At 67.7% G+C, this 16,830-nt stretch carries 15 protein-coding genes and 1 pseudogene; 9 read left to right on the top strand and 7 right to left on the bottom strand.

Annotation, left to right across the window (positions count from 1 at the left end; genetic code table 11):
* Positions 1-55: 55 nt before the first annotated feature.
* The 5 genes from AC1RAD_RS05190 to AC1RAD_RS05170 form a co-directional block, all read right to left on the bottom strand.
* Positions 56-1,075, bottom strand: a complete 1,020-nt coding sequence (locus AC1RAD_RS05190; protein ID WP_492734116.1) for a FecR family protein — start codon at positions 1,073-1,075, stop codon at positions 56-58.
* Between the two features lie 99 nt (positions 1,076-1,174).
* The gene (locus AC1RAD_RS05185) at positions 1,175-1,693 is read right to left on the bottom strand and encodes an RNA polymerase sigma factor (RefSeq protein ID WP_492734115.1); all 519 of its coding nucleotides are present in this window, start codon (positions 1,691-1,693) and stop codon (positions 1,175-1,177) included.
* Between the two features lie 7 nt (positions 1,694-1,700).
* Positions 1,701-2,459, bottom strand: a complete 759-nt coding sequence (locus AC1RAD_RS05180; RefSeq protein WP_492734114.1) for a TonB-dependent outer membrane receptor — start codon at positions 2,457-2,459, stop codon at positions 1,701-1,703.
* Between the two features lie 235 nt (positions 2,460-2,694).
* Complete coding sequence (lolD, locus tag AC1RAD_RS05175) at positions 2,695-3,372, bottom strand: lipoprotein-releasing ABC transporter ATP-binding protein LolD (protein WP_487847898.1); 678 nt, start codon at positions 3,370-3,372, stop codon at positions 2,695-2,697.
* A complete protein-coding gene (locus AC1RAD_RS05170; RefSeq protein ID WP_095743837.1) occupies positions 3,365-4,621 on the bottom strand; it encodes a lipoprotein-releasing ABC transporter permease subunit in 1,257 nt (418 codons plus the stop codon). Before AC1RAD_RS05170 ends, lolD begins: the two co-directional genes overlap by 8 nt.
* A gap of 123 nt (positions 4,622-4,744) precedes the next feature.
* On the opposite strand from AC1RAD_RS05170, the gene AC1RAD_RS05165 reads away from it, so the two are divergent.
* From AC1RAD_RS05165 to AC1RAD_RS05150, 4 genes are all read left to right on the top strand, one after another.
* Positions 4,745-5,722 carry a hypothetical protein gene (locus tag AC1RAD_RS05165; protein WP_492734113.1) on the top strand — a complete coding sequence of 326 codons (978 nt, stop codon included), beginning with the start codon at positions 4,745-4,747 and terminating at the stop codon, positions 5,720-5,722.
* A complete protein-coding gene (recJ, locus tag AC1RAD_RS05160; protein ID WP_095950947.1) occupies positions 5,719-7,440 on the top strand; it encodes a single-stranded-DNA-specific exonuclease RecJ in 1,722 nt (573 codons plus the stop codon). The genes AC1RAD_RS05165 and recJ overlap by 4 nt, the downstream gene beginning before the upstream one ends.
* 49 nt (positions 7,441-7,489) lie before the next feature.
* Positions 7,490-8,083: a hypothetical protein gene (locus AC1RAD_RS05155; protein ID WP_062473695.1), complete on the top strand. Its 594-nt coding sequence runs from the start codon at positions 7,490-7,492 to the stop codon at positions 8,081-8,083.
* Positions 8,084-8,230: 147 nt separating this feature from the next.
* Complete coding sequence (locus AC1RAD_RS05150; protein ID WP_095743821.1) at positions 8,231-8,578, top strand: zinc ribbon domain-containing protein YjdM; 348 nt, start codon at positions 8,231-8,233, stop codon at positions 8,576-8,578.
* Positions 8,579-8,645: 67 nt separating this feature from the next.
* On the opposite strand, the gene AC1RAD_RS05145 is transcribed toward AC1RAD_RS05150, so the two are convergent.
* Positions 8,646-11,795: an ATP-binding protein gene (locus AC1RAD_RS05145; protein ID WP_492734112.1), complete on the bottom strand. Its 3,150-nt coding sequence runs from the start codon at positions 11,793-11,795 to the stop codon at positions 8,646-8,648.
* A 141-nt stretch (positions 11,796-11,936) separates the two neighbouring features.
* Here AC1RAD_RS05145 and AC1RAD_RS05140 point away from each other — a divergent pair, with 141 nt between their 5' ends.
* From AC1RAD_RS05140 to AC1RAD_RS05120, 5 genes and pseudogenes are all read left to right on the top strand, one after another.
* Complete coding sequence (locus tag AC1RAD_RS05140) at positions 11,937-12,326, top strand: cupin domain-containing protein (protein ID WP_159275044.1); 390 nt, start codon at positions 11,937-11,939, stop codon at positions 12,324-12,326.
* Complete coding sequence (locus tag AC1RAD_RS05135) at positions 12,323-13,138, top strand: class I SAM-dependent methyltransferase (RefSeq protein WP_492734111.1); 816 nt, start codon at positions 12,323-12,325, stop codon at positions 13,136-13,138. Before AC1RAD_RS05140 ends, AC1RAD_RS05135 begins: the two co-directional genes overlap by 4 nt.
* Before the next feature lie 8 nt (positions 13,139-13,146).
* A pseudogene (locus AC1RAD_RS05130) lies at positions 13,147-13,489 on the top strand (IS3 family transposase); the annotation flags it as partial.
* A 120-nt stretch (positions 13,490-13,609) separates the two neighbouring features.
* A complete protein-coding gene (locus tag AC1RAD_RS05125) occupies positions 13,610-13,951 on the top strand; it encodes an integrase core domain-containing protein (protein ID WP_492734110.1) in 342 nt (113 codons plus the stop codon).
* A gap of 207 nt (positions 13,952-14,158) precedes the next feature.
* Positions 14,159-15,622 (top strand): YfjI family protein, encoded by a 1,464-nt coding sequence (locus AC1RAD_RS05120; protein WP_492734109.1) that lies wholly within the window; start codon positions 14,159-14,161, stop codon positions 15,620-15,622.
* A gap of 128 nt (positions 15,623-15,750) precedes the next feature.
* Here the strand turns inward: AC1RAD_RS05120 and AC1RAD_RS05115 are convergent, their stop codons facing one another.
* Entirely contained in the window at positions 15,751-16,485 is a 735-nt protein-coding gene (locus AC1RAD_RS05115) for a MobA/MobL family protein (protein ID WP_487847913.1), read from the bottom strand.
* Positions 16,486-16,830 lie beyond the last annotated feature (345 nt).

Below are 16,830 nucleotides of genomic sequence, written 5' to 3'. Positions count from 1 at the left end.
GGCGCCCCACGACCCCGCAACTTATTTTTCAGGCCGCGCACCACGGCCGTCCGATTCAGCTGAGAACGGTCAACCCGCCCGGCAATGAACGGGCGTCGAGATCGAAGGCATGCTGCAGCTGCACCAGCGCCAGGTCGAGCGATGCGATGTAGAAGCTACCGGTGACCAGGCGGCTGCGCGCGGCCGTGTTCATCAGCACCACGCGGCCGCGCCGGTAGCGGTTGATCTCGTCGAGCACGTCGGACAACCGGGCCTGCGTGAACACCAGCTCGCCCTTGCGCCAGGCCGACAGGTTGGCGGCGCCGACCAGCGCCACGCTGCTCAGCGACGTGCCGTCGTACACCGTCTGCTGGCGCGCGCGCAGCTCACGCGCGCCCGCGGGGTGTTCCACGCGCACCGCGCCTTCGATGCAGGTCACGCACACCTTGGCGTCCAGGTAGCGGACCTCGAAACGCCCCGACTCGGCCAGGCTGCGGCCCGCCCCGGCCACGACGCCGAAGGGCCGTGCGCCGCTGGCCGACGACAGATCGAACGCGGCCTCTCCCTCGAGCAGGTCGACGCCGGTCGTCCGGCCGTCCACCGTGCGGCGCCGGATGCGGGTCTGGGTGTTCAGGGTGACCTGCACCCGCTCGGTGAGGCCCACCTCCAGCTGCTCGCCGGTGGCAGTGCGGTAGTCGCCGCCCCACCCCGCCGGCGCGGGCCACAAGCCCGCGGACGGATGGAACACCGCCACGCCCGCGACACCGGCCATGGCCGCCGCGCCCGCTGCCGCACCGAGGAAGGCGCGGCGCGCGAGCACCGGCCGGGGATGGTGGCGCGCATGAAACGCCGCCGCATCGGCATTGGTGCGAAGCACGCCGGCAGAGGCCTGACCGAGCACGGCCCATTGCGCCCTGGCCTCCTTGAAGACCGCCGCGTGCGCCGGGCTGCGCTCCAGCCAGTGCTTGAAGCGCTGGGCGTCCTGCGGCTTGACGGCACCCGAATGAAGCAGCCGCAGCCACTCCCAGGCCTCGTGCCGCGTCGTGTCGGCCGCGAGGGCGGGATCGTCGACCGGTGCCGTCAGGGGGTCGTGCATCACGGCCGCGCCCCTTCTTCTGGGCCTCGGCCCGTTGCGAGCGCCAGGGTGATTCGATTCTTCACTCCGTACGACGAACGGGCCGCGCCGATCCCGCAACTATTTTTTGTCATGGGCCATCCGGGCACTCAGGTAGTCGTGCGCATGCTTGAGTTCGTATTCGACGGTGCGCAGGGAAATGCCCAGGCGCCGGGCCACTTCGGGCTGCGTCAGTCCCTCCATGTGCACGAGCACGATGACCTCGCGCCGCCGCGCCGGCATGCGGTCCAGCAGCTTGATCACGGCGTCCAGCTGCGAACGCGCCTCGGCGATCCGCGCGGGTCCCGGCGCCGTGTCGGCCAGTTCCATCAGCGCATCGACTTCTTCGAAAGGCAGGTTGCGGCTCTGGCGACGCTGGATGTCCAGCGCAATGTTGAACGCCATGCGCACGAGATAGCCGCCCGGCCGCTGGATCGGCCCTGCTTCGCTTCCGCCCTGGTCGTTCACGCGCAGCCAGGTGTCGTGCAGCGCGTCCTCGGCCAGGTCTGCATTGCGCAACGCGCGGCCCAGCTGGCGCTTGAGAGCGTCGTAGTGCCTGGACAGGTAGTCCATGAGCACGGGGCGGACGTCTTCGGCCATGGACAGGTCAGGACGGCGAGCGGCCGGCCGCCTCGCGGCAGCGCGTTCCGCCGCGCGCATCGGTGGGCAGGATGAGCAGCGTCAAAGGCTGCGGCAGGTCCGGCGGCGGCGCATGCGCGAGGCGCACGCCCCGCAGAACCTCCAGCATCTCGGCGTCGCGGGCCGCGTCGCCGGTCAGGCCGAGCAGGCGCGGCCGGCGAAGCTGGCCTCCCTCGTCCACCTCGAAGCGCAGCAAGGACCGGTACGTTCCCGGCCGCGTGCGCACATTGCCGCACAACGCTTCCCAGACTCGCGCCTGCAGCAGGCTGGGGTAGCCCGCCAGGCTTCCAAGGCTGGCCGCGCGCGGGGCCTCCGCCCGGGCCTGCGCCGGCCTCAGCGCGAGCGTGACGGCCGAACCCGAGCGGACCTTTTCGGCCACCAGGCCTGTGCCCTCCAGCAACAGTTCAAGCGCGGTGTCGGGGGCGTAAAGCCCGCGCACCGCGGAGGACGTCAGCCCGACCAGGATTTCGCTGCGAAAGAGTGCAGGCTGCCGCGTGACGGCGGCATAGCGCTTGAGCGCATCGGCCAGGGGAAGCGAGGGAATGTCGAACGCCAGTGCGGCGTCACCCGCGCCTGGAACCGCGCCGGCCGGGGCCTCGCCCTCACGCAGCGGTGATGCAGATCCGTCGCTCGCCCAGGCCGTGCCGGCCAGCCACGACAGCGCGAGCGCGCAGAGTGCGACGCTGCGGCCTGCCGAGCCCGCGAACCCAGGGTGCACCTCGCTCACCCTCGCGGCGCAACGATGCCGCGCGCATCGTCACGCCCGCCGTGAGGATGCGAAAGCCATGGCTGGGAGAAAAGTCGAGTCTGCAAGGAGCGCACGCCAGTCGGGAAACTTGCATGCTGTCACCGGCGTGTGACGGTCTCGTTGCAACGTCAGACCTTCCTGCGCCCCAGCGCGTGGCGCGCGTCCCGTGTGCCGCAGGAAGCCCGAGCACGCCCCTCGAGCGGCTGACCGACGCTCAGCCCGCCAGCCGCCCCGCCACCAGCTGCAGCACGCGGTCGCAGCGCTTGGCCAGGTCCTGGTCGTGCGTGACCATCACGAAGGCCGTGCGGTGCCGGTGCGCGAGGTCGAGCATCAGCGCGAACACGGCGTCGGCCGTGCTGCGGTCGAGGTTGCCAGTGGGTTCGTCGGCCAGCACGCAGGCGGGCTGCGTGACCAGCGCGCGCGCAATGGCCACGCGCTGGCGCTCACCGCCGGACAGCTCGGCCGGCCGGTGGTGCAGGCGTTCGCCCAGGCCCACGCTGGCGAGGATCTTGGCCGCGGCCTGCGACGCTTCGCCGGCCTCGACGCGGCGGATCTTCAGCGGCATCGCGACGTTGTCGAGCGCGCTGAACTCGGGCAGCAGGTGATGGAACTGGTAGACGAAGCCCAGGTGATGGTTGCGCAGCCGGCCCTGCTCGGCAGGGTCGGCATGCGCGATGTCCTTGCCGAGCAGTTCGACCTTGCCCGCGGTGGGTGCGTCGAGCCCGCCCATCAGGTGCAGCAGCGTGCTCTTGCCGGAGCCAGACGCACCGACGATGGCCAGCGTTTCGCCGGCGTGCACGTCGAGATCGACACCGTGCAGCACGGTGAGGTCGATGCGGCCTTCATGGAAGCGCTTGGTGAGGCCGCGGGCCTTCAGGACGACATCACTCATAGCGCAGGGCCTCGGCGGGGTTCACACGGCTGGCGCGCCAGCTCGGATACAGCGTGGCCAGGAAGGCCAGGATGAGGGAAATGACCGCGATCGGCATGATGTCGCTTTGCTGCGGATCGCTAGGCATCTTGCTGATCAGGTAGATGTCCTTGGGCAGGAAGCTGGCGTGGAAGAGCTGCTCCAGGAAGGGCACGATCACGTCGATGTTGTAGGCAATGCCCAGGCCCAGCAGCAGGCCGCCGACGGTGCCGATCACGCCCACCATGGCGCCCTGCACCACGAAGATGGCCATGATGCTGCGCGGCGAGCTGCCCAGCGTACGCAGGATGGCGATGTCGGCGCGCTTGTCGGTCACGGTCATCACCAGCGTCGAGACGAGGTTGAAGGCCGCCACCGCGACGATCAGCGTGAGGATGATGAACATCATGCGTTTCTCGACCTGCACGGCCGCGAACCAGGTCTTGTTCTGGCGCGTCCAGTCGCGAATGAGGAACTGGCCCGGCAGCGTGACGGCGAGCTGGTCGGCCACCTCGCGCGCCTCGTGCAGGTCTTTCAGCTTGAGGCGGATGCCGGTCGGGCCTTCGAGGCGGAACACCTTGGCGGCGTCTTTCTCGTGCACCATCGCGAGCGCCGAGTCGTACTCGTAGTGGCCCGAATCGAACACGCCGACCACGGTGAACTGCTTCAGGCGCGGCACCACGCCGGCCGGCGTGACCTGCCCGCCCGGCGCCACCAGCGTGACCTGGTCGCCGGGCTGCACGAACATGGAGCGCGCCAGCTCGATGCCCAGCACGATGCCGAACTCGCCCGGCACCAGCTTGTCGAAGGTGCCGCCCTTGGCGATGCCGCCGGTGTCGGTGACCTCGGGCTCGAGCGCGGGGTCGATGCCGCGCACGATCGCGCCCTTCATGTCTTCGCCGCGCGCGATCAGCGCCTGCGTGTTGATGAACGGCGCCGCGCCGATCACCTCGGGGTTCTTGCGGGCGTCGGCCATGATGGCGTCGATGTCCTGCAGGGCCTGGCCGTCGCGCGAGAAGATCTCGATGTGCGACACCACGCTGAGCATGCGGTCGCGCACTTCCTTCTGGAATCCGTTCATCACGCTGAGCACGATGATCAGCGCCGCCACGCCCAGGGCGATGCCGAGCATCGACACGCCGGAGATGAAGGAGATGAAGCCGTTGCGTCGCGTGGCACGGCCTGCGCGCGTGTAGCGCCAGCCGAGCTGCAGTTCGTAGGGGAATCGCATCAGCGGCCCCGCCCCGTGGCCTCAAGGGGCATGGGCGCACCCGCGGGGGGCGGCAAATACTCGGGGTGAGGAGCGAGGGGGTAGGTCATACGGTGGAATTGTGGCATCCCGGACAATAGGGAAATGGCCGAACCTCTCCCACGTCATCTGTTGATTCCCTTTGCCGGCCGCGGTTCCCCGGCTTGCCGCGCGGCGCTCGCGACCCTGCGGCTGCCGAACCTCGAAACCCTGCTGCTGCGCCTGACGCTCGCCGACACCGACACGCAGGACGACAGCACCCGCTCCCCGCCGCACGAACGCGCCCTGGCCCGCGCGCTGGGCCTGCCTCCCGCCGACGACGGCTGCATTCCCTGGGCCGCGCTCGAAGCCCGCAAGACCGGCCTGGCCGCGCCCGGCGATCACGAGGCCTGGGGCCAGGTGACGCTGTGCAACTGGCAGGTCGGCATCGACGACGTGGCGCTGGGCGATCCGTCGGCCATCGAGATCGACGCGGCCGAGTCGATGGCCCTGCTGACCGTGGCGCAGCCGTTCTTCGAGGAAGACGGCATCGCGCTGTACCCCAGCGACACGCCGGGCCGCTGGCTCGCGCGCGCGCCCATCTTCGACGGGCTGGCCACGGCCTCCATCGACCGCGCGGTGGGGTACCCCATTTCGCAGTGGTCGCCGCTGGGCGATGCCTCGCGGCCGCTGCGCCGGCTGCAGAACGAGATGCAGATGCTGCTGTACACGCAGCGCGTGAACGACGAGCGCACCGCGCGCGGCGTGCCGCCGATCAATTCGTTCTGGCTCAGCGGCACCGGCGCCTTGAAGGACGGCGCCCTGCCCTCGCCACCCATCGCGCGCACGCCGGTCGTCGACCTCGCGCTGCGCGACGCCGCGCTGCGCGACGACGGCCTGGCCTGGGCCGCCGCCTGGCAGGCGCTGGACGCCGGCGCGGTCGCCGGCCTGCTCGCCGACCTCACGCGCGGCACCGACGTGGCGCTCTCGTTGTGCGGCGACCGGGGCGCGCAGCTTTTCACCGTGCAGCCGCGCGGCCTCGCCCGCTGGGCCAAGGGCCTGTTCGACCGCAACCGCGCCTCGCAGGTGCTGGAGTCCCTATGAAGATCATTGCCCGGGACATCCCGCCGCGCACCGTCTGGGCGCTGGAACAGGCCGGCGTTCACCCGCTGCTGGCGCGCCTCTTCGCCGCGCGCGGCGTGCGCGGCAAGGACGAGCTCGACGACGGGCTCGCGCGCCTGCTGCCGCCCGACACGCTGCGCGGCACGCGCGAAGCCGCCGTGCTGCTGGCCGACGCCATCGCACAGGACAAGCGCCTGTGCATCGTGGCCGACTACGACTGCGACGGCGCCACCGCCTGCGCGGTCGGCGTGCGCGGCCTGCGCCTGCTGGGCGGCAAGAACGTGAGCTACCTCGTGCCTGACCGCGTGGTCGACGGCTACGGCTTGACGCCGCCGATCGCCGAGCGCGTGGCCGCGGCCGGCGCCGACATGCTGATCACCGTCGACAACGGCATCGCCAGCGTCGAAGGCGTGGCCGCCGCCAAGGCGCGCGGCCTGCAGGTGCTGGTGACCGACCATCACCTGCCCGGCCCTGAGCTGCCCCTGGCCGACGTGATGGTCAACCCCAACCAGCCCGGCTGCGAGTTCGAAAGCAAGAGCATCGCCGGCGTCGGTGTGATGTTCTACGTGCTGCTCGCGCTGCGCTCCGAACTGCGCACGCGCGGCGTGTTCGACACCGCCACGCAACCCAAGCTCGATGCGCTGCTGCCGCTGGTGGCGCTGGGCACCGTGGCCGACGTGGTGAAGCTCGACGCCAACAACCGCCGCCTCGTGGCGCAGGGCCTGCGCCGCATCCGCGCGGGCGCGATGCCCGCCGGCGTGGCGGCGCTGTTCAAGGCGGCGGGGCGCACCGCCTCGGCCGCGACCACCTTCGACTTCGGCTTTGCGCTCGGCCCACGCATCAACGCGGCCGGCCGGCTGGCCGACATGACGCTGGGCATCGAATGCCTGCTGACCGACGACGCCGGCCGCGCCGACGAACTCGCGCGCATGCTCGACGGCATCAACCGCGAGCGGCGCGACATCGAGGGCGGCATGCGCGACCAGGCGCTGCTGCTGGCCGAGTCGCTGTTCGCGGCCGATGGCGAAGGCGTGGAAGCGCCGCCGCCGGCCATCAGCGTGTTCGGCGCGGACTTTCACGAAGGCGTGGTGGGCATCGTGGCCTCGCGCATCAAGGACCGTTTCCATCGCCCGACCTTCGTGTTCGCGGCCAGCGCGGCGCCGGGCAAGGAGCAGGAGCTGAAGGGCTCGGGCCGCTCGATTCCGGGCTTTCACCTGCGCGATGCGCTCGACCTCGTGGCCAAGCGCCACCCCGGCGTGCTGCTGCGCTTCGGCGGCCACGCGATGGCCGCGGGCTGCACCGTGGCGCGCGAGCACTTTCCCGTCTTCGAGCGCGCGCTGGCCCAGGTCGCCGGCGAATGGCTGGCCGAGGCCGCGCTCACGCGCCAGATCGAAACCGACGGGCCCATCGCCCGCGAGTACATGCGCATCGACCTCGTCGACACGCTGCACCGCGAGGTCTGGGGCCAGGGCTTTGCGCCGCCCACCTTCAGCGAAGAGGTCGAGGTGGTGTCGCAGCGGCTGGTGGGCGAGAAGCACCTGGCGCTCAAGCTCAAGCACCAGGGCCAGCCGATCGACGCGATCTGGTTCAGCCACACCGAGCCGCTGCCGCCGCGCGTGAAGCTGGCGTTCCGGCTGGATGCGGACGAGTGGCAAGGGGTGCGACGGTTGCGCTTTCTGGTCGAAGGCGCAGAGGTGTGACGCGGGCGGCCTAGACTGGAGGTCCATCCATTCGACCGGGCACTCTCGCATGCAGCAAGAAGCCATCTCGGCCCACGACATCTTTCCGCACATCCGCGTCGTGATGGGCATGGTCATCGGCCTGGGCGTGACCCGGCTGCTGTCGGGCGTCGCACGCATCGTGCAGCACCCCACGCAGTACCGGCTCTACGCCGTGCACCTGGCCTGGGTCGCCTCGGTGCTGCTGGCCCTGGTGCATTTCTGGTGGTGGGAGTTCGGCCTGTACCAGATCGACAGCTGGACCTTCGGCACCTACGCCTTCATCGTCAGCTACGCGATCCTGCTCTTCCTGCTGTGCGCGCTGCTCTTTCCCGACAGCATGCAGGACTACGCGAGCTACCGCGACTACTTCTACGCCCGCCGCGCGTGGTTCTTCGGCTTGCTGGCCGCCACCTACCTGCTCGACGTGGTCGACACGCTGATCAAGGGCGAGGCGCACTTCGCCCGCTTTGCGATGGAGTACCTCATCCGCACGCCCATCCTCGTGGGCCTGTGCATCGCGGCGGCCCGGTCGGCCAACCCGCGCTTTCACACGGCCTTCGTCGCGGGCACGCTGGCTTACCAGCTGTCGTGGATCTTCCGGCTCTTCGACACGCTGGACTGAACGGCCTCGGCCACGGATTCCACGGGCGCGAACACGATGGCGCCTTCCGAAACTTCAAGCTCGTTGCGGCCGGATCAACAGGACCTGCTTCCATGAGCGCGGGCTAACATCCACGTCCTTCCACCGATACGGACCGCCCCTACCGCCGTGAGCACTCTGCCCCCTTGCCCCCAATGCCATTCGGAATTCACCTACGAAGACGGCCTCAACCTTGTCTGCCCCGAATGCGCTCACGAATGGTCCGCCTCGGGCGCTGCCGCCGAAAGCGCAGCCGATGAGGGGCGAGTCATCAAGGATTCGGTCGGCAACGTGCTGAACGACGGCGACACCGTCACCGTCATCAAGGACCTCAAGGTCAAGGGCTCGTCGCTGGTCGTGAAGGTCGGCACCAAGGCGAAGAACATCCGCCTGATCGATGGCGATCACGACATCGACTGCAAGATCGATGGCATTGGCGCGATGAAGCTGAAGTCGGAATTCGTGCGCAAGGCGTGAAACCGGCCTGGCGCATGCGGCGCAGCGTCTCGCTGTCCGCTCGTCACGCCGGTGCCACGCGGACTTCCTAGCTGGCCAACTCCCGGCAGCGTGCGGCGTCCAGCGCATGGCCGCAGGCATGGAACTCCCGCGCCGCCGCGGCGAAGCCTTCGCGCGCGGCAGCGACACGGCCGGTGGCCCGTTCGATGTGGGCCTGCGCCTCGTGCAGCGACGCGTACCAGGCCGGCAACTTCATCACCACGTTGGCCAGGTATTCGGATTGCTGCTGGTGGCTGGCGGCCAGGTCCAGCTCGTGCGCTCTCGCGGCCGCGATGGTGGCCGGGATGGCGAAGGTGATGCGGCAGCCGGGGCAGCTTTCCAGCGGGCCGCGCACGTTGGCCTCGGCCTCCTCCAGCACGCCCAGCGCGGCGTCGGGCTGCGTGGCCATCGCGATGCGGGTGCCGTAGATGCGGTCCAGCAGGTGGAAGCCGACGTCGGACTGACGCGCGACGTCGAGCGCTTCATCGAGCAGGCCGCGCGCCCGGTCCATCTGCCCGCGGTAGATCGCCAGTTCGGAACGGCGCTGCAGCGACAGCGCTTCGCCCGTCGCGCCGCCGATCGCGCGGTGCATGCGCCCTCCCGCCACCAGGTCCTGCTCGGCGGCGTCGAGCTGGCCGCTGAGCAGCCAGGCCTCGCCGCGCAGCGTGACCGCGAACGCATGCCCGCGCGCCGCGCCCAGCCGCTGCGCTTCCGTGGCCAGCGCATCGGCGAATGCGATGACCTCGGCATACGGCCGCGAGCCGTACAAAAAGCGCTGCGTGATGCACAGGTGGCCGTCGAACACGCGCACCGCCAGCTGCGGCAGGTGGCTCGTCTCCTTGAGGTCGGCCCACACGCTGCCGTGCAGGTCGCCGCGCGCGTGCGCCGCCGCGGCTTGCGACCAGGAGGCGATCACGAGCGTGCCTTCGTCGCCGGTCTCCAGGGCGATCCGGCGCACTTCGGCCGAGCGGCGCGTGCCTTCGGCGGGGTCCCCGAAGCCCAGGGCCGCCGCGCCGCTGTAGGCCAGCGCTTCGGCGAGGCGCCCCGCCACCGTGGTGGGATGCACGTCCTTCAGGTACTGCAGGGCACCGGGCGGATCGCTCATCTTCACTTGCGCCAAGGCCCGCTTGGCGCGCAGTTCGTGGGACAGCGCGTCTGGCGCGACGGCGGCGGCCGCATCGTAGGCGGCCAGCGTGCCTGGCCGGCCCAGCGCGTCCAGGGACTCGGCACGCAGCGCCAGGGCTTCCGGCTGCGCCGCCCGGTGCGCGAGCAGCGGCTCGACGTGGCGCAACACGTCCTCGTAGGCGCCGAGGCGAAAGGCCTGGCGCGCAGCCGCCAGCGCACACGGCATCGCCTGCTCGGCATCGCCCGCGGCGAGCCAGTGATGGCCCACCAGGCCCGGTGCCGCACCGCCTTGCGCGAGCCGGGCCGCCACGTCGCGATGCAACAGCACACGCCGGTGCGGCGGGATGCCTTCGGCCAGCGCGTCCCGCACGAGGGCGTGGCGGAAGCGGTAACGGCCATCGGCCACCACCAGCACGCCTGCGGCCAGCGCCTGGTCGAGCCGCGCCAGCGCGTCGTGGCCCTCGTCGGCGGCCAGCGCCACGGCCGTGGCCACGTCGAAATCTTCGGCCGACAGCGCCAACCGGCGCAGGGCCTCCGTCGTGCCGGGGTCCAGGTCGCACAGGCGTTCGGCCAGGGCCGACGACAGGCTGCGGGACATCACCGCCGTGGCGCCGTCTGAGGTGGCCGCACCGCGCGCGAGCTCAACCACGGCAAACGGCAGGCCTTCGGCACGACGGGCGATGGCGGTGGCGGCCTCGCCCGTCATCGGTGCATCGGCCGAGCGGGCCGCGAGCAGCGCCGCTTCTTCCTCGGACAGCGGACCCAGTTCAAGGGCTTCCAGCTGGCCGGCACGCTGCAAGCGTGAGGTGTTCCGGTCCAGCAGGGGCGGCAGTGCGTGCCGGCACGCGAGCAGCACGAACACCGGGGGGCCGCTTGCCGCCAGTTGCGTCAGCGCCTGGGCGCTCGCGTCGTCCGCCGCGTGCGCATCGTCGACGATGAGCAGCACCGGCTTTTGCGCGGCGGTGGCCAGCAGCAGCCGGCGCACGGCACCCACCATCTGGTGGCGCCCGAGCGGCAGGGCCAGCGGTTTCACGTCGCCCGAGGCGGTCATCTGCGCCAGCACAGCCTGGGCGTGCGCACCGATGGCCTGTGCCGCATCGGGCAGTTCGCCGAGCAGGGGCTCCACCAGGTCGGCCGCGATGCCGTAGGGCCGGGTCCAGTCGCCGGCCTGCAACGAGCGCACCTGCCAACCCAGGCCCCGCGCTTCCTCGGCGACACGGCGGCAGAACGCGGTCTTGCCCATTCCCGCCGGTGCGCGCACCACCGCGCCCCCCGGACGGCCCGCGAGGCTGGCGCGCAGCCACCCCAGGACGCGCACCAGTTCCATGGCACGGCCGACGAAACGCGGCGCGGCGCCCTCCAGGCCCGCCACGCATTCGCGGTACAGCGCCTCGGCCGGCGGACCCGGGCGCAGGTCGAGGGTCTGTTGCAGATGGTCGCGCAGGTGGCCGTACCAGCGCAGCGCCGAAGAGCGTCGCCCGGCCGCCAGTTCCTCGCGCATCAACTGGACATGGGCCGCCTCGTCGGTGGGGTCTTCGCGCACCAGCCGTTCCAGGTCGCCGATCTGGCGCAGCAGCTGCAGGAACTTGTCGCGCAACCGCTGGCGCGGCGCCTCGGTCCAGGTTTCGTAGCGGGCGTCCGGCAGGAGGTCGCCACCATAGAGCTGCGCGGCCGCCTTGCAGGCCTGCGGATCGCCGCTGAGCAGGGCCTCGTCCGCTGCGCGCTCGAACCGCTCGGCGTCGCACGCCACCGCCTGGTCGGGCAACAGGAAAACCCGGCCGCCTCGCAGCACCAGGGCGTCGGGCTGGCCGATGAACTGGCGCGCGTGGTGCGCGGCCTTGCGCAGGTTGGCGCTGCCGGCGTCGGGGTCCAGGTGCGGCCACAGGGCTTCCACCACCTGCTCGTTCGCCAGGCTGCGTCCGGGCTGCAATGCCAGCAGTTGCAGCAGCTCGGCGGCGCGCCGGGTCAGCGGCACCGGTGGAATCTGCGGGTCGTCGCCGGCCACGCTCAGGCGGAACGGGCCCAGCAGCCGGATGGACACGGCTTCGGACGGCGGAGTCGGTGGGGGCGACATCGCGATTCCTTTCCCCCGGCACGGGCCGGGAACGTTTCAGGAACGCCAAGCGTGGAGCATCAGTATGCCGTCTATCGAATCTGGCGGGTGCAACGAATAGACGCACCACCCTCGCGCCCGCGGACCCTCAAGGAGTACCTCATGCATATCGCAAAAGACGCCGTCGACGTGAAGATGGAAATTCCCGGTGCCCTGATCCGGCAGCGTTTGAATTTCGGCGACGCGACCGGCTACAGCAAGATCAGCGGCGAGTACTTCACGCTGTCGGCGGGCGTCGACACGACGCCGCTCTTCCAGGGCCTGAACAACCACAACTCGTGCCAGTGCCCGCACTGGGGGTTCGTGCTCAAGGGCCAGATCACCACCACCGACGACGCCGGGGAGCAGGAGACCGTCCAGGCCAACGACCTGTTCTATTGGCCGCCCGGCCACAACGTCAAGGTCGACGCCGACGCGGAGATCGTGATGTTCAGCCCGCAACACGAGCACACGCACGTGATCGACCACATGATCGAGAAGGTGAAGTCATGAACCCAAACAAGGCCCTCTGGGAAAAAGGCGACTTCACCCGCATCGCCGAGAGCATGCGCGAGAGCGGTGAGGACGTCGTGCGGCATGCCCGCATCACGCCCGGCATGAAGGTGCTGGACCTCGGCTGTGGCGACGGCAACACCGCCATCCCGGCCGCGAAACTCGGCGCGCAGGTGCTGGGCGTGGACATCGCCGCCAACCTGGTCGCCGCGGGCAACCGGCGGGCGGCCCAGGCCGGGCTATCGGCCAGCTGCCGGTTCGAGGAAGGGGACGCCTGCGAGCTGCGGCTCGAGAACAAGTCCTTCGACCTCGTCATCAGCATGTTCGGCGCCATGTTCGCGCCCAGGCCCTTCGACGTGGCACGGGAGATGGTGCGTGTCACGCGTCCGGGCGGTCGCATCCTCATGGGCAACTGGATCCCGAACGACCCGACGCTGGTGGCGCAGATCCTGAAGATCAGCTCGTCGTATGCGCCCCCGCCGCCCGAGGGCTTCGTGAGCCCGATGGGCTGGGGCTCGACCCCGAACATCATCGAGCGCTTTGGCGCGGCGGGCGTTGCCTCGGAGGCCATCAGCTGGGAACGCGACAGCTACATCTTCGACTTCAAGGGTTCACCGGCAGAGTTCGTCGACACCTTCCGGCAGTTCTACGGGCCGACCATGAACGCATTCGACGCGGCAGCCCAGGCGGGGCGCACCGACGAACTGCGCACGGAGCTGGTGACGCTGTTCCAGAGCCAGAACCAGAGCCAGTACCCCAACACCTGCCTGATCGCCGCGACGTTCCTGCGGGTGACGGTGGACGTGGGCTGATCCGCGGCGTCAAGCATCTGAAGGCCCTGGAGCGTGAGAACAGCCGGCTGAAGAAGCTCCTTGCCGAGAGAGATCTGGACCTCGAGATCCTCAAGGAGATCGGCGCGGGCAACTGGCCTTCGTGCGCGCACGGGACTTGAGTCTGCGCCGCGCCCAGCTACGAGCTGCGCCTGCCGCCCAAGGATGCACCGGTGCTCGCGGCGATGAAGGTACTCTCGGCTCAGTATCCGCGCTACGGCTATCGCCGCATTCGCGTGTTCCTGCATCAGAGCGGCTTCGAGCGGAGTTGGTCACGCACGCATCGCCTGTGGCGCCGGGCAAGCCTGCTGGTGCCCCCGAAAACGGCCGCGCAAGCGCGTCGCCTCGGTGCGCCCGCGCATCCACACGCCGTTCAAGCCCAACATGGTCTGAGCCTACGACTTCGACTTCGACACCACTGCCAGCGGTCAGCAAATCAAATGTCTGACCGTGGTGGACGAATACACCCACGAGTGCCTGGCCATCGATGTGGCCGAGACCATTCGCTCCAGGCGCGTCATCGGAGCGTCGTCGCGCCTGGTGAGCCTGCACGGGGCGCTACTGTTCATGGGCTCGGACACCGGGCCGACTTCGTCCGCCAGGCCATCCTGGGGTCTGGAGTTAATCGCGCACGCTGCCATTGCCACTGTACTCAACGACCCAGGCGAGCCTCAGCAGAGCGGAACCGACGAGAGCTTCAACGGCAAGTTCTGCGACGGGTGCCTGTCCATCGAATGGTTCCGCTCGCGCCGCAAAGCCGCTGTTCCTGATCGAAGTCTGTCGCAATCACTATAGCGAGGCATGTCACCACAGCAGCCTGCAATACTTGACCCCGACGGAGTGCAAACGGAACTCCGCAAAAAATTGCGACCTGCCGTCCTCTAGGAAAACTGTCTCGACTAAACCGAGCAGTTCAGTTCAGAGCGCCGACACGCTGCCAAGCATCCCTGACACCCACCCGCCACTCTGTACTCAGATGCGGCGCATCGTTTTCTATTTTTTATGAACTTCCCGACCTTCTTCCTCCCGCCCTTGCTTCGCGAGTCTGTCCTCGCGACAGAGCGCATCACCCAGGCACCCGAGTCCTTGATTGCGTCTGCGCACCTGTCTGTCGCTTCCCTCGCATGCCAGCACTTCCTCCGTGTTCGCCGCCCTGGTGGGCAAGAGGGCCCCGTGAGCCTGTCCTTTATCGATATCGTTCCCAGCGGTGAGCGCAAGACGACTGTGTACAAGGACATTTTTCAGCCCATCGCCGATTTCCAGCACGAGGAGGAAATGCGAATACTTCCGCAGATCGACAACTATCACCTCGCACTTTCTGAATGGGAGGCCGAAATCAAAGACCTCTATCGCCGGAAGTCCAGCCTGAAGAAATCAGGCAAACCGACGCAGGCAGTCCAAGATGAAATCGAGCAGATGCTGAAAGAAAAGCCCAAGCGTCCAAAGGGTTTCAAACTGCTCGTGCAGGATGCCACCGCCGAGGCCGTAGCTCAACGACTGCACGAGGAGCATCCCACTGCAGCAATTGTTTCCTCCGAAGGCGGTGTTGTTCTCGAATCGGCACTTTTTCGATCACTCGGCATGTTTAATTCACTCTGGAGCAACGAGGATCTTGAAATTGCGCGCAGGACTAAGGAAACGCTGAAGATCATCAGCCCGAATTTTGGCGTAACAATCGCTGTCCAGGAAGAGGTGCTCAAGAAATTCCTGAAACGCAAGGGCAGCGAGCTCCACAACAGCGGCTTCATGTCCCGTTTTTTAATCTCGCAGGCCCTACCCAAGCGAGGGACCCGAATCATCACCGGCGAGGATATTTCTCGCACTCGCTCGGACGAATTCAAGGCCAGGGTCACGGAGATCCTGAAGGCAACACATATTTTCGATGCGCCGGCCAGCAAATACGTCATGGAATATGAGCCGCCGGCTTACAAGCCCTGGATCGACTTCTTCAATGAGACCGAATTGGCACAAGCCCCTGGAGGTTCGTTCGCGGATATCCCCGAGGCTGCCTCCAAGATTGGGGAGCAGGCGGCGCGCATCAGCGCAGTCCTTCAGTATATCGAACACGGGCCATCCCCGATCAATGTGGTCAATGCGGAACGTGGGATCAATATTGCCCGCGGACATCTTATGCAGCATAAGGAGATTTTTGGCGCCAAGCCGGAGATCCCTCAAGACGAAATTGATGCGGGCAGTTTGGGGCGCTGGCTCTGGAAACAGTGCGAGCGCTATGGCGGCATGTCACGCTTTCGCCGCAATGAAATCCTGAAGTTCGGCCCGGCCGCTCTTCGCAACACTGTGCGCCGAGAGGCTGCGTTGATCTTCATGGTCCGGGCTGGACATGTACGCCTGGAGTTCAGCAACAAGACCACGTTCGTGCACTTGAACCCGGAGTTCTTCCCGGTCCAAAACCCGCCGGCCTGGTTTCCGCCGCCATTCAGCGGCCTTCCGTCGGGTCGGATCTGAGCTGAAGCCTTGTCGGCTGGCTCGGCCGGGAAGGCAGCGCCACCCTCGCCTTTAAACTTGTCGCCCCACAAAAGGCCGCTACTCCTGCTACTTTGTAGCAGGAGTAGCGGCTATTTGCTTTGGACGCTCTACTTTTCTTGCGCACCCTCATGTTGAACCGGTGTGCTGGGCCTGCATGATTTGCTCCCATGGGTCATGCTTCGTACTGCGGCCTGCCCCAAATGCCTGCCCGGAGCGGCAGTCAGTCCTCGCTCCTCGTGGCTGCGATGGTCGACACGAACGGCGTGCCCGAACCTCTCCAGGAACTCGTTTTGTTTGCCGGCCCAGTGCTTGCGCCGCATGGTCACCTCGGCCCCCAGAACCCCACGCGGGCGCCCACAGTTGTCCTTCCGGCACCCGCCTCGCTCCGGATGCACGGGGTTGTAGCGCCTGAAATATTGAGACGGCTCCCGGTCATGCTGATCGTCCAGGCGCTCAGAAATCATGATGTGCGCATGCGGCTGGGGAACGCCCCCAAGGCTGGCCATGGGGCAATGAATGGCGTATTGGTAGGGCTTGCCTTTGAAGCTCTCCTGAATATACGAATTGACCAACTCGTCATTCTGCTCTGCCGTCAGTTCAACCGGCAATGCCACCTCATATTCACGATAGGCGGCAGCATTACTACGTTCGTACTTATCGGCTGCACTCCACAGCGCTCGAGGCGATCCGTTGGCCCACGGCGGAAGATTGCCATACCCAGTCGCAATGAGATCCGCCGATTTATCTTCTCGTGCGTATTGACCTTCACGAGCGATATAGCTCGAGTGCCGTGCGGCACTGCCCTTCTTACCCGTCTTGACCGTGATGTGAAAACTGGCCATTCTCTGCTCCTAATTGGAAATTGGAGAAACGGTAAGTGCGCATGCTAATTTACCCTCCCCCTCTAGTCCCTCGACGTGAGAGTCCTATACCAATAGGAAAACATGTAAAAATAAACAACAGAAGAGAACGCCATCTCTTATTCGGAGACCAATCCGATCTGCCCAAGCGGCCCATTTAAGAGTGATATGAAGAAATTAGGAGGGGCAGCTTGAGACTGCCCTCAATTAGTACATGAACTCAAAGCACGATTGCAATGACTACGACTCTCCACCGATGGTGGTGTACAAATTCGCCGCCACCATCCACGACTATCTGTGCTGGTCACAGAAGTACCCTCGCGAGTG

It is taken from the genome of Variovorax sp. GW823-FHT04B03 (genome assembly GCF_058796495.1).
The sequence above is the reverse complement of the archived record's forward strand: the minus strand, read 5'-3'. Positions and strand labels throughout refer to the sequence as shown.

Coding starts and splice junctions, on each gene's coding strand:
- AC1RAD_RS05145 (WP_492734112.1), bottom strand. CDS start 11,795: ATGTCGCCCCCACCGACTCCGCCGTCCGAAGCCGTGTCCATCCGGCTG.
- lolD (WP_487847898.1), bottom strand. CDS start 3,372: ATGAGTGATGTCGTCCTGAAGGCCCGCGGCCTCACCAAGCGCTTCCAT.
- AC1RAD_RS05165 (WP_492734113.1), top strand. CDS start 4,745: ATGGCCGAACCTCTCCCACGTCATCTGTTGATTCCCTTTGCCGGCCGC.
- AC1RAD_RS05120 (WP_492734109.1), top strand. CDS start 14,159: ATGAACTTCCCGACCTTCTTCCTCCCGCCCTTGCTTCGCGAGTCTGTC.
- AC1RAD_RS05170 (WP_095743837.1), bottom strand. CDS start 4,621: ATGCGATTCCCCTACGAACTGCAGCTCGGCTGGCGCTACACGCGCGCA.
- recJ (WP_095950947.1), top strand. CDS start 5,719: ATGAAGATCATTGCCCGGGACATCCCGCCGCGCACCGTCTGGGCGCTG.
- AC1RAD_RS05115 (WP_487847913.1), bottom strand. CDS start 16,485: ATGGCCAGTTTTCACATCACGGTCAAGACGGGTAAGAAGGGCAGTGCC.
- AC1RAD_RS05155 (WP_062473695.1), top strand. CDS start 7,490: ATGCAGCAAGAAGCCATCTCGGCCCACGACATCTTTCCGCACATCCGC.
- AC1RAD_RS05140 (WP_159275044.1), top strand. CDS start 11,937: ATGCATATCGCAAAAGACGCCGTCGACGTGAAGATGGAAATTCCCGGT.
- AC1RAD_RS05185 (WP_492734115.1), bottom strand. CDS start 1,693: ATGGCCGAAGACGTCCGCCCCGTGCTCATGGACTACCTGTCCAGGCAC.
- AC1RAD_RS05190 (WP_492734116.1), bottom strand. CDS start 1,075: ATGCACGACCCCCTGACGGCACCGGTCGACGATCCCGCCCTCGCGGCC.
- AC1RAD_RS05135 (WP_492734111.1), top strand. CDS start 12,323: ATGAACCCAAACAAGGCCCTCTGGGAAAAAGGCGACTTCACCCGCATC.